This window comes from Halalkalicoccus tibetensis (genome assembly GCF_037996645.1).
Classification (GTDB): Archaea; Halobacteriota; Halobacteria; order Halobacteriales; family Halalkalicoccaceae; genus Halalkalicoccus; species Halalkalicoccus tibetensis.
The window spans coordinates 1-12,203 of the sequence record NZ_JBBMXV010000014.1 but is presented as its reverse complement, the minus strand read 5'-3'; the positions used below and the strand labels follow the sequence as shown (position 1 = coordinate 12,203).

The window sequence follows — 12,203 nt, the reverse complement described above, 5'->3', positions numbered from 1 at the left end:
CAATACGAAGTTATTTAATGGTTGCCTCAGGTGGTTTGGTCAATGGGAACTAGTACCAGTATGAATTTGTGGACCCAATATCGGTCGATTCCGATCGTTTACCGGATCGGGGCGGCGTTCGTTCTGGGCTCGCTCGTCGGGCTGATCGTCGGCGAACCCGCGACCGTCTTACAACCACTGGGCGATCTCTTCGTCCAACTGCTTTCGATGATCGTCATTCCGATCGTTGTCTTCACCCTCATCATGGGGATTCGCCAACTTGATCCCACGACTCTTGGAAAGGTCGGGGGCCAAGTTGTCGTCCTCTATGCGATTACTTCGTCAATTGCCGTCTTCATCGGACTAACGGTCGCAAATGTCGTTAATCCCGGTCAAGGACTGACGCTGACCGAGGCAGAGGTCGATACCGAGGCGACGCCGGGTATCATTGAGGTCTTGCTCGGGATCGTTCCCGAAGAACCGATCGGAGCGATGGCCGAAGGCGACGTCTTAGCGACGATGTTTTTCGCGCTCGTTTTCGGCCTCGCACTTGCACTTCTGCGTGACGCGACGGACGATCCCCAGATCCGCGAGGGTGCCGAAACGATCTTCAATATCATGGAGACTGCTTCAGAAGCACTATTCAAGATTGTCTGGGGAATCATGGAATACGGTGTGATTGGCGTCTTCGCGCTCATGGCTGCGGTCTTCGGTGAAGCGGGCCCGGACGCGCTCGTCTCGTTTGGGCTGCTGATCGGGGCGATGCTGGTCGCGTGTCTGATCCACATCGCCATCACCCATCTCGGCGGGCTGATCATGCTTCTGACTCAACAGTCGCCGATCGCGTTTCTCGTCGGCTCGAAGGAGGCACTGATCACGGCACTCAGCATCCGGTCGAGCGCCGGCACACTGCCGGTGACAATGTCGAACGCCGAAGATAACCTCAGGATCAACGAGGGGGTGTATGGCTTTTCCCTGCCGCTTGGCGCGACGATCAACATGGACGGGACCGCGATGTATCAGGGCGTGGCTGCGATATTCGCGGCGAACCTCGTCGGCGTCTCGCTGTCTATAACCGAACAACTGATGGTAGTCGGGATTGCGGTGCTCGCAAGCATCGGTTCAGCAGGTGTCCCGGGAACGGGCCTGATCATGCTGACGCTCGTGTTGACCCAGTTGGGCCTGCCCCTCGAGGTGGTCGGGTTCGTCGCCGGTGTCGATCCGATCCTCGACCGGCTGCGGACGATGGTGAACATCTCGGGCGATCTGGCGGTCGCGACCGTCGTCGGCCACTGGAACGGCGCGGTCGATTTCGGTGCGGGCGTCTGGGATGGCACCGAAATCGGCGTCCCGACGGGCGACTGATTCCCAATCCAATCGGAAGCACACTATCTAATATTTTCTGAAAATAGTTTTTAATCCTATATTTGAAAATGATTATTATCCTCCCTCGAATGGGTATTGTTGTCATGGACCGACGAAAATTCATCCAGACCACTGGTGCAGCAGTCGTCGCAGGCGGGGCCATCTCTGGACCCGCGGCAGCGAACGACGAAGTAGAAAACGACATCGAGATTATCCTCCACGGTGGTGCGGGCGGTGTCCCGGATGAGCCTGAGCCGCGACAAGCCGTTCTTGACGACGCAGTCGAACACGGAGCCGCACAGGAGACGCCGCTTGATGCTGTAGTGAGTGCTCTCTGTGTTCTTGAAGAGTCGCCAATGTTCAATGCCGGAGTCGGTGGTGCGATCCAGAGCGACGGCCAAGTGCGAACCGACGCCGGTATCATGTTGAGCGATCTCGAGATCGGTGCCGTTGCATCGGTGCCAGGTGTATCCGAAGCTACTCGCGCTGCTCGCGTCATTATGGAAGAAACGCCCCATGTACTCGTTCGTGGTGAATTTGCCGCCGAAGTTGCGGCTGGCTTTGGAATCGATACAAACGTTACGCTCACGACCGAGGACGGTCTTGAAGAGTTCGAAGAACTTGACCCACCAGATGGTGACGCCTTTGAGCAGCTTGAATGGGTCAATGAAGTCTTCGGCGGTGCAGGGACGGTCGGTGCGGTTGCCCGTTCTGGTGACGAGTTGGCCGCCGCAACCTCGACTGGCGGCCTCTCGTATGCGATTGCGGGGCGGGTCGGTGATGTCCCACAGGCAGGGAGTGGGTTTTACTGTACCGACGCTGGCGGAGTGAGCGTTACAGGCACAGGCGAGGACATCATCAGGACAACGCTCTCACAGCGCACTGCCGGACTGTTAGAGGATGGTGAGTCGGCGCAATCAGCAGCTGAGACTGCTCTTGAAGAGTTTGTTGATCTCACCGATTCTACTGCCGGGATTATCGTACTCGATGCTGACGGCGATACAGGAATTACATTCAATAGCGACGCGATGCAGACAAGTCAGAGTACCGAGGAGTAGACAAACAAGCGTAGTGAAGGGCCGACGATGAGATCCTGGCGACGCATGACCTCGTGCCTACACTCACATTGAAAGTACGTCTCGCCGCCCTCAGATTGTTTGAGGCTCTGATATTGCTAGTTCCTATTTGGATTGCCGTTACCAGATATGTACTAGACGATAAAGGAGAACTGACTCAGAAGAATATTCTTGGAGGATTTCTCATTAGCATAGGCTATCTCTTCCTCTTGTTATCTTTCCTTGGTATAAGAAACGTATTTCAACCAATAATAGAGACCGCTAGCTTAGGGATGGCTGTAGATGCAATCATTTTCTTTGTTCTGATCGTCGCAGTGGGTATGCTCCTCGGCTATTTTGACAAGCTCCAGACCCATGGTCTGAAAGATCTTTTTGGGACATGAACATGGCCGTGGCAGTCGGGACTATCTTCTTATTTTTATTCATAGGTAGCTATTTCTCGGATTAATTGGGGAACTATTAGAACTTGTTCTGCGAAGCCACACTTCGTATTAGTATATTGAGATTTTTCAAAGGGCGCTTTCGAGTACTTGGGCCGCCACCTTACCTTGTGCACATCGACGCTCGTGAAAGGCGAGTGTTGCACAAGGCTTCCTGCGATCTAGGAGGTCCGTATGCGCGCTTTTCTCCGCCTTTAATTCCCGCAGCTTTTCACGTATCTCGTCACGGGATCGGGGCGCCCCGCGGTCGTCGTCGCTGCTCATCGGTTAAGCTCCTCTTCAAGCTCTAATCAAAAGTGTTCGCCCGATTCGAACGCGCGCTCAAACCTTAACCCCGACGCATGCTGGCGATTGCGAACAATCTCCTTGGTACACATATTCAAAATCAGGCTCGATTCTCACCTGGAACACATCTCTGGACCGGAGAGGTCAGCAATCTAGGTGGCGGGGGTACTAGGGCCGCCACCCCAAGTTATGTTACAATCTGGCACGACTTAGCTTTGTCTCGAGCGGGAACTGTGCTTTCCGTGCTGACAAGAGTAGTGCTAATGCTGCCGGAAAGTACCTGGCTACTACGAAAGAGGAAGTGCTCGGCGCGCTTCAGAAAAAACGAGTCGGTACGTCATCGCTCTCGTGGTTGATTCTCTGCCGGTGCTCCATCTTGTTGAGACCGAGGAATGCAGGCGTCATCACCATTTATTAACTCGGATATAAATAAAGATCTTTTGTGATATATTGAGACCATCTCTCACGAAGCTATTGCTAATCAAAAGCAAAGAGTGAGAAATCACTCTTCGTTCGAGTCCTGCTCAGCAGAGTGAATACCAGGGTGCGACGAGACTATCGAACGAGACAGAAGAATCGAACAGAGAATCGAGTACTGGAAGAAGTCCTGTTAGGCGGCGATCGTAACTGTCTCACCGGTGCGCTCGATGAGATCCTCGCCTTCAAGCGTTCTCAGCGTGGGGAACAACGTGAGCTGCTGGATGTCCAGTGCCGCTTGGAGGTCGTCGACTGTTGCTTCCTCGACGATACTGAGATACAGGTAGACGAGTTTGGAATTTCCTGAGTCGAGTTCAGCAGGGAGTGGGTCGTTGGTCGCGGTTGCCTTCTGGGTGAGTAGTTCCGGGCTCATTGTGTGTACCCGAATCAACGCTGATTGGATATATAAAGCTCACCCATAAACACTTAATGATATTAATTTGTGTATATGTCTTATATTAACACGGTGCCGGAGAGGGAGAGTCGACTACTACGATCCCAAGCCCACGATCCAAAATCCACGCATGGAGTACTGTAATCCCACTCAGGCACAGCTAACGTCCCTATCAAATACGTCGGTAGTGTCCGCCAGAGTTGCATCTATCGGCGTGTGCCTAACGGGCGAACGGATCGAACGGCGTCGCGTTCTTGATGCGCTCGGCCGCATCGCGAGAATCAGATTAGTCCTTTATTCTTACCCCCGACTCGATTCGGTACTCGATCTCGACCGAACTCGTCGACAACGTTCGGGCTAGGTCCTCGGTCATATCCGAGTGGTCGGTGGCGGCTTCGAGGTTCGCGAGCATTTCGTGGGTAAACTTACAACTAGCGTCAATCGCCCCCGAACGCGTGTTCTCCCCCAATTGTTCGCCGACGCGGTCGTAGAGATCAGTGCGCCAGGCATACTTCCCGTCAGTGTTTATCCGCATGGTTCATTTTGCACATCGATCTCGGAAAGTGGCTTAGATCGAGGTACTAACTGCCTCAACCAGGCCCGATAACCTCTCTTCGAATCATCTGATTGTGACGTTGGAGTGAATTGGGACGGTCAGCGTCGGAAGTTGCACATCGGATTCGCGAGTTGATGTACAAAACCGTGGTTGCGGATCTTCGCCTGTGTAACCCCGTGGGGGGCGGGGGGCGCGGGGGAGAGATCTCATGTACAACTGTGCGGTACTGTCGACCGGCCGACACATCCGAGACCGTCGCGCGATAACGTTTAGTGGACGGCAGGAGAGGGATCGTCAGATGGAAAAAATCACCGCTGGCGTCGACCTCGACGTAGCTTACGGCCGAACACCCGAGGACGCGCTCATGTCCGTCCTTGCGATTCAACCCGCGTTTGACTATCGAGAGGCGTACTACGTCGACGAGCGACCGGCGTTCATGGACGTGGTCGCGGACCGACGTTTCAATAAACACGATTGGGACCAGTACGAACAGGTCGACGCCGAAAGTCTCACCAACCGCCGCGGCGACGGCGTTCGGTTCCAAAAGAGGCTCCGATATGACGCGCCACTAACGCCGGATCAGCGGTTCCAGATTATCCTCACGAACATCTGGCTTGAGGTCCCGTATTCCGACGACGGACGGGCGCATGCGAGGTTCGACTTTAGCATCACGCTGCGCGAGAGCGAACTCGACGGCGAGGACGAGCTACGCGACGGAGACCACTATTGGCGTTGCGAGCGGATGTCGACCGAGCCGATCGACGAGACCCGGCGTTAGATCCCCAGTCTTCGCCACCTTGTTCAACACGTCGTCTCGAATCGCCGATGTTGAACAAGGTCGTTACTCGTCGTCCCTATCGGGCTCGTCGAGCTTACAAATTCTTGTATAAGAAAAGGAATCTCACCCAGTACCGGTGCTACATATCGCGCTCTTATTTGAGGAAAGGGGAGAAGGCCTGTTTAGGCACGCGGTGCGATAAATTCTGCCGGATCACGACGAAGGTCGACCGCCATGTGACACGCCGAGAGCGACAGCTCCCGAGGGACATCCAGGTACTCTGGGAGCCCATCCTCGCTTTCACCGATACCAACACCGTACTCCTCAAGGGCTGAATCGAGTTCCTCAGCAGTGATGAGTTCCTCGTCATCACCATAGACGACGGTTCGAGCAGCAGCGACACGTTCCTCACGGCTTGGAGACGTGCGCTCGCTGTCAGCGTCACTTAGGTGCCGGTCGGATGCCATTCTTTGAATCTCGTGATATATCGTTCGGCGTGCTCCGCTAAGAGTAGTTTCTTGTGCTAAAAACCGCCCTGCCGATATACTTCGGGCGGCCTATCGAGTCAGTCGCTCAGTTCGATCAGTCGCCGTCTTCGCCGCCACCGTCGCCACCGTCTCCTGCGAGGGTCGCGTTGATGGTGAGATCACCAGTGAGATCTTCTTCCGGCTCATCCGTGGTATCGATCGTGATGCCGGTCGATTCGGAACTCCCCGGCGAGAGACCGCTGAAGGACGATGGGTCGAACGAGATCTCATCGACATCGCTGTCGATCTCGATGTCGATATCGTTCGCCGATTGGTTCGTGAACGTGAGGATCTCATCGATCGTCGTCGTTGCCCGCTGATTGACCCCTTCACCGTCTGCTCCGTCGAGCTCACCCATTTCGAGGGTCACGACCTCGACACCACCAGCGACCTCAGTCCCAGTATAGTCGGGGTGCCCTTCGATACCCAGATATGCGCTCGCGTCGCCCGCGATCGCGATAGAGACACTACGATCCGCATCCGTGCTCGCAAACGCCCCCGTGCCGAACAGTACGCCGCTTCCCACACTCATTCCACCTAAGCCAATTAGTACATTTCGTCGGTTCATTATATGGTAGTTTACGCGGTAGGGATCCTACCACGGTTATATTAGTAATAGAGCGCTACCCACATAGTATCAAGGTGCCTGACTTTTTTCTGGCAGACCCTGAACCCCTTCAGGGACACCCTGAAAATGCTATTCGACCGATCAACGTATTGCAAAATATAGATATGATGACTACGACGTATCTGCAATCAGCTGAATGAAGAAATCAGTCCTCCACCTCACCCTCTGTAGGACTCGACTCGGTCGTCAGATGCGTCGGTGGTGTGTATACGTATCGTGTCGAACCGTTCACGAAGTGGTAGACTGGCAACTGCTCATCCTCAATTACACGACTGTTCGTATCGATCGCCGCATCGACGAGATCCGCGAGTGAGTTGACAGTCGTGGTCGGCAACTGCAGATGCTCTTCCGGCATCGTCCCCGTCGAGATCCAGTCATCGAACCGCTTGCGTGCCCGTTGCTCCTCGTACAGCCGTAGGCGATCGGGTGCTGGAGCTACTCTTCCGCGTGAACGTACAACAGCTAGTCCGACAACAGCTACCAGCGAACCAAGGGCCAGTAGCGGTATGACGATACCACTGAAAACACTCGGCGGGACACTGTCGGTCGATGTTTCAATAACCTCCGTTGGCTCGGTTTCGGTCCTCTCGTCGACACGGACCAACCCACTTTGGGGATCCATCACTAGTTCATTCACCTCCTCTCGCTCTATTTCCTCCCCAGCAAGGTCTGTCGTAACGGATGTCGTTGCGACGACCGCGATTTCTGTGTCGCCGGGGAGGCTCCCCAGATCGTCATCGGGTCTCTGTTCAGGAGTCCGAAGAATCTCGTTGATAGTCCACAGCTGGTGTTCGAGATCCGCGATCGCCACCCCGAATGGAATCGTGTGTTCACCAGAACTCCCCTCTTGTTGAAGTGTCTCTTCACCAACCGTTTCTGACTGGCGCCAATGTTCGAGAAGCACTTCGTCGTCGTTATCGATCTCCTCCGTCGAACGAAGGACTAGCTCTAAATCCGTTTCTATCTCGACGTCGGTGGGCTCCGTAGTCTCGTATTCATAGACGAACTCCCCATCGACTACCGGTGTTGCACGATAGAAATAGACCGACTGATTCTCCAATTCAGTGCCGGCAGCATAGAGTGGATTGTCCTCGGGGGCCGTCGCCGAATGCTGGAAGTCGACCGTCGAATCGTAGACAGCGAGCGTTTCCTCGTCCGTCTCGGTCTGCTGGTCAGTATAGGCGACGTACGTCACCCAGCCACTGATGAGCAGACAGACAAGCAAAACGGCGATGACGAGTGTAAAATACCTGTCGAGGTAATATCGAAGCTTGAACTCTGGGTCGGAGACGTTTTGATCGTTCATTCGTAGCGAGCACCTGGAGACCGGTCGCGATCCGTGATCCTGTCTATCGTCTCATCCGCTCTCTCACGACTCGAAACACGGATCTTGCCGTACTGCTTCCGTTGTTTGCATCTACCTCGCTGTTCGTTCACTCGATTAGCTATCAAGTATGTATTATATATAAGTCCATAGATATAGACATTTTCATTGTAGTAGTATCTGATAGAACAGGTTCCTCCAGCCTGATTGAATCGGCGATCGGGATATCCCCGGTAAGTATTGACCCCCTCGGAAGTCGTGCTTCCACCGGGTAGCGATTCGGATCATTTGAACTGGACTGGAAACCAGCCCATCGAGAACTGTTTGATCACATAGAGATGGACGATCGAGGAACTACCAAATACGGCGGTGATCAGTACTGCCCATATAATATCTGGGAGCTGCGGTGGGTAGACATCGAAGTAGACACCGATGAGGGTTATCGTGCTGATCACAGACAGCCCGAAGTAATAGACTGCCCACGAGACCGTACCGGAGGGCACGATATCCATATATATCGTTATGTCCGAGCCGTCTTCGGTAAGTTCGACTGTTCGTCCATCATATTCAATGACGTTCGCGCGCGCCATCATCGGGAGGTGAACCTGTTGTAAGGAGGTGTAGATCCGTTTTCGCTCCTTCCCAGTCAGTTCGGCGACTTCCTTTTCCTGCTCGGTAGCCGCGATCTCCTGTGCGAGGTCCGAAAGGCTCACCGGCTCTACCGATTGCTCACAGATCTCTATCACTCGCTGCCGACGATGGCTACTCAGGACCTGAAAAATCTCGTTTTGCGAGAGTGATCGGTCTTCGGTTTCATCCGCTCCCATCTGTTCATTGGATAATACTCCGAGAGTGATAAATAAGTTTGTATGACATATATTGTATGAGTTTCATTCTGTATTACATGATAGAGATAGTATGTATACCGGAGGATATATGTCTGTACAAGATTATTATCGGATAGATTCCATTGGTTGCCTTGAGTCTACGTAAATGGACCTTTCTCGGTCTCATTGGAGTCGTGCTGCTGCCACTGATTGGTGGGGGACTGTTAGGGCAGCCGATCGGACTGGGTTTCGTCGAAACAGGGAGCATGGAACCGACGATCGATGCAGGGGATGGGTTCGTCGCCGTTCCAGGCTTGCTAAGCGGAGAAGTCGAAGAGGGTGACGTTATCGTGTTTGAAGCGACCAACGTCCAGGGCGGTGAGGTGACGACACACCGTATCGTTGGCGAGACCGATCACGGGTATATCACACAAGGAGACGCTAACCCGTTTTCCGACCAGAGCCAAGGGGAACCCCCAGTGACGGACGGTCAGATACTCGCGACTGCCCTGCAGATCGGTACTACCGTCGTCGTCATACCACATCTCGGAACAATGGTGCTGTTTATGTCAAATATACTCACTAGCATGTCCGCCGTCCTCTCACAGCTATTGGGGAGACCGATACCAGGGGGTGCCGCCGGATTGGGGTATCTCTTCATCGGTCTCGGCGCTGTGGTTCTCGCTGTGACGATACTCCGTGGTGAGGACCGGACGCGGCGCTTTCGGTCCCGGTCCCGTTCACGACGCGGCGTTCTCTCCCGTCGTCGCCTCGTCGTTCTGATCGTTATCGTCGTATCGATGCCATTAGTGGCGGGTATGGCCATCCCGTCGGGCGTTCACGAGTACGGGATCGTGAGCGCGGAACGCGACTCGCCAGCATCCCATGTCATCGAAGCGGGCGAAACTAGCCGTGATACACATACGGTTCCGAACACGGGGGTCGTTCCGACGGTCGTGGTCACCGAACCGGCAAGCGAAGGGATAGCGGTCGACCGCTCCGTAACCCATCTCGGGGCTCGCACCTCAGCTGACGTCACCGTCGAGATCGAAGCACCGCCGGAGACGGGCTACTACTACAGACATCTCGCGGAGTATCACTACCCAATCGTCCTCCCGCCATCGTTGCTCATCGCGCTTCACGGCATCCACCCGTTGGTCGCAGGAAGCGCTATTCTGGCTACTGCTGCCGGGATTCCCGCCCTCGTTGCGTATCTCGTCCTCGAACCCGGTCGCTACAGAACGCGATCACGGTCCCGATAAATCCCCGAACTCGAAACGGACTCGGTGTACTACTGCTGCTCCCCAGTTTCACAAGCTACGGTATCGGACTGGGCCTGCACGACCAACGCGGGATCGTCGCCGATGTCACCCGTCACCATGACGAGGTTCGAACCGACGACCTCGGCCGCTATCGCGTCGACATCGACGAAGCGTATGTCGACGGGTTCTCCTCCGAGGTGGAATCGAACCACCGGATCACCTTCTTCGGCCGTTCCCTGTTCGACCTGTAAGGAGGACACAGCAGGCACCGAGGGATCGTCGGCGCCACTTTCGATGTCAGCCATGGGGAGTTCGAACGCGATCGTTTCGGTGTCGTCGTCATTCTCGTGGATATACTGCTCAGGGATAGGGGTCTGAGTGCCCTCCTCAGGGTCGATCGGCTCGGCTTCTTCGGGGAGATCCTCGACATCCGGTTCGCTATCGTCTCGTTCGGGCTCCCGGTCGGGTTCGTCAGCACCTGACTCAGTCTCCGTCTCATCGGCTTCGTCCGGCGGCTCGGTTAACTCGGCTTCGTCGTCGTTCTCTGCTAGGCGTTCGCTGATGGAGATCTCACCCGCGGGTTGTTCAGATTCAGCGAGGTTGACCGCGGCGTCGGATTCGCCTTCGACGACGATCTCGGTACTCTCGGACTCACTGTCGCTCCACGCCGTACACCCTGAAACTGCGAGAGTAATACCCAGAGCAAAGACGGTGATCATCCGCCAGGAAATAGCTGTCATGCTATAATGTAATCTATACGAGCAAATAAATATTGTCTATATTTAATTCAGAAGAATAATTATATTGTCATATAGTCATTTGGGCACTGTAGCTTCTAGGTATTTCAGTAACGTACGGAAACACCTGTGCCGACAGCTGTGCTCATTGCGCTTCAGCCCCCTCCGTGTCGGGGTCGTCCGATGCGTCAGCGTCCGCTGGTTCTTCCGGAGCCGGTTCCTCCTCGGCCGGGGTCGGACCGAACGCAGGATCGAGCGGCGCGATCTGCCGCCCTATCGTGACCGGGCTGTGCGCGCTCGTTCGCTTGCTCCTGGGCGCGGTCGAGACCTTACGGCTTGTCATTTGACGAAACAACGGCATCGGTGTCCTCGTCAGCCACGTCGACGACTGCGACGGATTCAGAATGTTCCAGACGTACCCTCGTGGGGTTGAAGCGTCCCAGAAGCCGGGAATCGAGGCATTACCCCGCGTTCCAGGTGTACCCGTATGGTTGCAGTGCGAGGCTAGCGTCCCGATCCCCTTCACGCACCTGTTCCAGACGAACCATTGTAGGGTTCAGTTGTATCGTCTGTTGAGAGCATACTGATTTCACCAGACTCCCAAAATAACCTTGTACAACAACTGGCTACTTGAAAAGGATATTGTTGTATTTACCATATCACACCGTGCTGTGATACGCTCACGAAGCCAGAACCACCAACTTCGGTTTCATTCATCATACTACCACTAAAACTCAAGATTCCCTCTACACCTGCTGCTACTACGACTTTGCTTGCGCGGTTCGCTTTCGCGGACTATTCTTGTCGATGTGGCGTTATCCGCTCGAAATCACGCCTTCTGCATAGGTTGGACCACTCTCTCCATCACAACGATCGTGATGAGCTGTATATTTCGTGGCGGCCTCTGGATCGATGACGATGAGCTTCTTCCCGCGCCGCTTCTTTTGCTCGACATCCTTTTTGCCGAGGTCATCGAGGAAGTTCATCACGCGGGCCACAGTTTGAGTGTGTGGACGCTTTCCTTCCGAGGCGGTTAACACTCGCTTGATCGCTCGGCTATCGATGACGAGGCCAGCAGGGACCTTCTCGGCGTAATCGCGCACGTCCCGCGCGACGAACCGGGCGCGCTCTTGATTCACTGTCAATTCCCGATCGGCAATATGCTCGGGAAGCCCGCAAATGCGTTCAAGCGGTGTCTGACTGTCCTGCGACCCCGTTTTGTCCCCGTCTACCCCTGGGGTTTCGTGGCCAGAGTCGGGTTCCAGTTGGGAAACCTCGTCGTCAAGTTCACTAATCCGATTGTGGGCGCCGCCGATGTTCGAGGATTGAATTTTAACCTCTGTCTCTAATCTTTCGATCGTTTCGGCTTGCTGTTCAATCCGCTTCGCTTGCTGCTCGACCGTCTCTTGGAGATCGGCGACGTTTTCGGCGAGCTGTTCGACGGCACTTCTGTCCGTAGCGTCGGCTGTTGTGCTCATAGCTGATTGACAAAGCCACGGCTCGCGAGGGGCAATCTATAAGCACCTACCCGGACAAAGAACGGATGTT

Annotated in this window: 14 protein-coding genes; 5 read left to right on the top strand and 9 right to left on the bottom strand. The window is 54.8% G+C overall.

From position 1 onward, the window contains the following. Positions 1 to 42 precede the first annotated feature (42 nt). The 3 genes from WOA58_RS18820 to WOA58_RS18810 all read left to right on the top strand — a co-directional run bounded on the left by WOA58_RS18820 (position 43) and on the right by WOA58_RS18810 (position 2,803). On the top strand, positions 43 to 1,344 hold the full coding sequence (locus tag WOA58_RS18820; RefSeq protein WP_340605848.1) for a dicarboxylate/amino acid:cation symporter: 1,302 nt from the start codon (positions 43 to 45) through the stop codon (positions 1,342 to 1,344). A gap of 203 nt (positions 1,345 to 1,547) precedes the next feature. Then, positions 1,548 to 2,402 (top strand): isoaspartyl peptidase/L-asparaginase, encoded by an 855-nt coding sequence (locus WOA58_RS18815; RefSeq protein ID WP_390220994.1) that lies wholly within the window; start codon positions 1,548 to 1,550, stop codon positions 2,400 to 2,402. 53 nt (positions 2,403 to 2,455) lie between these two features. Beyond that, positions 2,456 to 2,803, top strand: coding sequence for a hypothetical protein (locus WOA58_RS18810; protein ID WP_340605846.1), 348 nt, complete (start codon positions 2,456 to 2,458; stop codon positions 2,801 to 2,803). A 126-nt stretch (positions 2,804 to 2,929) separates the two neighbouring features. Here the strand turns inward: WOA58_RS18810 and WOA58_RS18805 are convergent, their stop codons facing one another. The 3 genes from WOA58_RS18805 to WOA58_RS18795 all read right to left on the bottom strand — a co-directional run bounded on the left by WOA58_RS18805 (position 2,930) and on the right by WOA58_RS18795 (position 4,551). Next, positions 2,930 to 3,124, bottom strand: a complete 195-nt coding sequence (locus tag WOA58_RS18805) for a hypothetical protein (RefSeq protein ID WP_340605845.1) — start codon at positions 3,122 to 3,124, stop codon at positions 2,930 to 2,932. Between the two features lie 631 nt (positions 3,125 to 3,755). Next, the gene (locus tag WOA58_RS18800) at positions 3,756 to 3,995 is read right to left on the bottom strand and encodes a TrmB family transcriptional regulator (protein WP_340605844.1); all 240 of its coding nucleotides are present in this window, start codon (positions 3,993 to 3,995) and stop codon (positions 3,756 to 3,758) included. A gap of 307 nt (positions 3,996 to 4,302) precedes the next feature. Next, positions 4,303 to 4,551: a DUF7692 domain-containing protein gene (locus tag WOA58_RS18795; protein WP_340605843.1), complete on the bottom strand. Its 249-nt coding sequence runs from the start codon at positions 4,549 to 4,551 to the stop codon at positions 4,303 to 4,305. A gap of 319 nt (positions 4,552 to 4,870) precedes the next feature. Between WOA58_RS18795 and WOA58_RS18790 the strand changes: the two genes are divergently transcribed. Further along, entirely contained in the window at positions 4,871 to 5,350 is a 480-nt protein-coding gene (locus tag WOA58_RS18790; protein ID WP_340605842.1) for a hypothetical protein, read from the top strand. A 182-nt stretch (positions 5,351 to 5,532) separates the two neighbouring features. Here the strand turns inward: WOA58_RS18790 and WOA58_RS18785 are convergent, their stop codons facing one another. From WOA58_RS18785 to WOA58_RS18770, 4 genes are all read right to left on the bottom strand, one after another. Next, positions 5,533 to 5,817, bottom strand: coding sequence for a hypothetical protein (locus WOA58_RS18785; protein ID WP_340605840.1), 285 nt, complete (start codon positions 5,815 to 5,817; stop codon positions 5,533 to 5,535). Between the two features lie 115 nt (positions 5,818 to 5,932). Next, entirely contained in the window at positions 5,933 to 6,403 is a 471-nt protein-coding gene (locus tag WOA58_RS18780) for a hypothetical protein (protein ID WP_340605838.1), read from the bottom strand. A 247-nt stretch (positions 6,404 to 6,650) separates the two neighbouring features. Continuing rightward, positions 6,651 to 7,811: a DUF5305 family protein gene (locus WOA58_RS18775; RefSeq protein WP_340605837.1), complete on the bottom strand. Its 1,161-nt coding sequence runs from the start codon at positions 7,809 to 7,811 to the stop codon at positions 6,651 to 6,653. Positions 7,812 to 8,113: 302 nt separating this feature from the next. Continuing rightward, a complete protein-coding gene (locus tag WOA58_RS18770) occupies positions 8,114 to 8,656 on the bottom strand; it encodes a DUF7344 domain-containing protein (RefSeq protein ID WP_340605835.1) in 543 nt (180 codons plus the stop codon). 194 nt (positions 8,657 to 8,850) lie between these two features. On the opposite strand from WOA58_RS18770, the gene WOA58_RS18765 reads away from it, so the two are divergent. Beyond that, a complete protein-coding gene (locus WOA58_RS18765) occupies positions 8,851 to 9,918 on the top strand; it encodes a signal peptidase I (RefSeq protein WP_340605834.1) in 1,068 nt (355 codons plus the stop codon). A 29-nt stretch (positions 9,919 to 9,947) separates the two neighbouring features. On the opposite strand, the gene WOA58_RS18760 is transcribed toward WOA58_RS18765, so the two are convergent. Together WOA58_RS18760 and WOA58_RS18755 are read right to left on the bottom strand one after the other, a co-directional pair. Beyond that, positions 9,948 to 10,658: a hypothetical protein gene (locus WOA58_RS18760; protein WP_340605833.1), complete on the bottom strand. Its 711-nt coding sequence runs from the start codon at positions 10,656 to 10,658 to the stop codon at positions 9,948 to 9,950. A gap of 812 nt (positions 10,659 to 11,470) precedes the next feature. Continuing rightward, entirely contained in the window at positions 11,471 to 12,133 is a 663-nt protein-coding gene (locus tag WOA58_RS18755) for a hypothetical protein (RefSeq protein ID WP_340605832.1), read from the bottom strand. Positions 12,134 to 12,203 lie beyond the last annotated feature (70 nt).

Coding starts and splice junctions, on each gene's coding strand:
- WOA58_RS18790 (WP_340605842.1), top strand. CDS start 4,871: ATGGAAAAAATCACCGCTGGCGTCGACCTCGACGTAGCTTACGGCCGA.
- WOA58_RS18795 (WP_340605843.1), bottom strand. CDS start 4,551: ATGCGGATAAACACTGACGGGAAGTATGCCTGGCGCACTGATCTCTAC.
- WOA58_RS18800 (WP_340605844.1), bottom strand. CDS start 3,995: ATGAGCCCGGAACTACTCACCCAGAAGGCAACCGCGACCAACGACCCA.
- WOA58_RS18755 (WP_340605832.1), bottom strand. CDS start 12,133: ATGAGCACAACAGCCGACGCTACGGACAGAAGTGCCGTCGAACAGCTC.
- WOA58_RS18820 (WP_340605848.1), top strand. CDS start 43: ATGGGAACTAGTACCAGTATGAATTTGTGGACCCAATATCGGTCGATT.
- WOA58_RS18760 (WP_340605833.1), bottom strand. CDS start 10,658: ATGACAGCTATTTCCTGGCGGATGATCACCGTCTTTGCTCTGGGTATT.
- WOA58_RS18770 (WP_340605835.1), bottom strand. CDS start 8,656: ATGGGAGCGGATGAAACCGAAGACCGATCACTCTCGCAAAACGAGATT.
- WOA58_RS18785 (WP_340605840.1), bottom strand. CDS start 5,817: ATGGCATCCGACCGGCACCTAAGTGACGCTGACAGCGAGCGCACGTCT.
- WOA58_RS18805 (WP_340605845.1), bottom strand. CDS start 3,124: ATGAGCAGCGACGACGACCGCGGGGCGCCCCGATCCCGTGACGAGATA.
- WOA58_RS18775 (WP_340605837.1), bottom strand. CDS start 7,811: ATGAACGATCAAAACGTCTCCGACCCAGAGTTCAAGCTTCGATATTAC.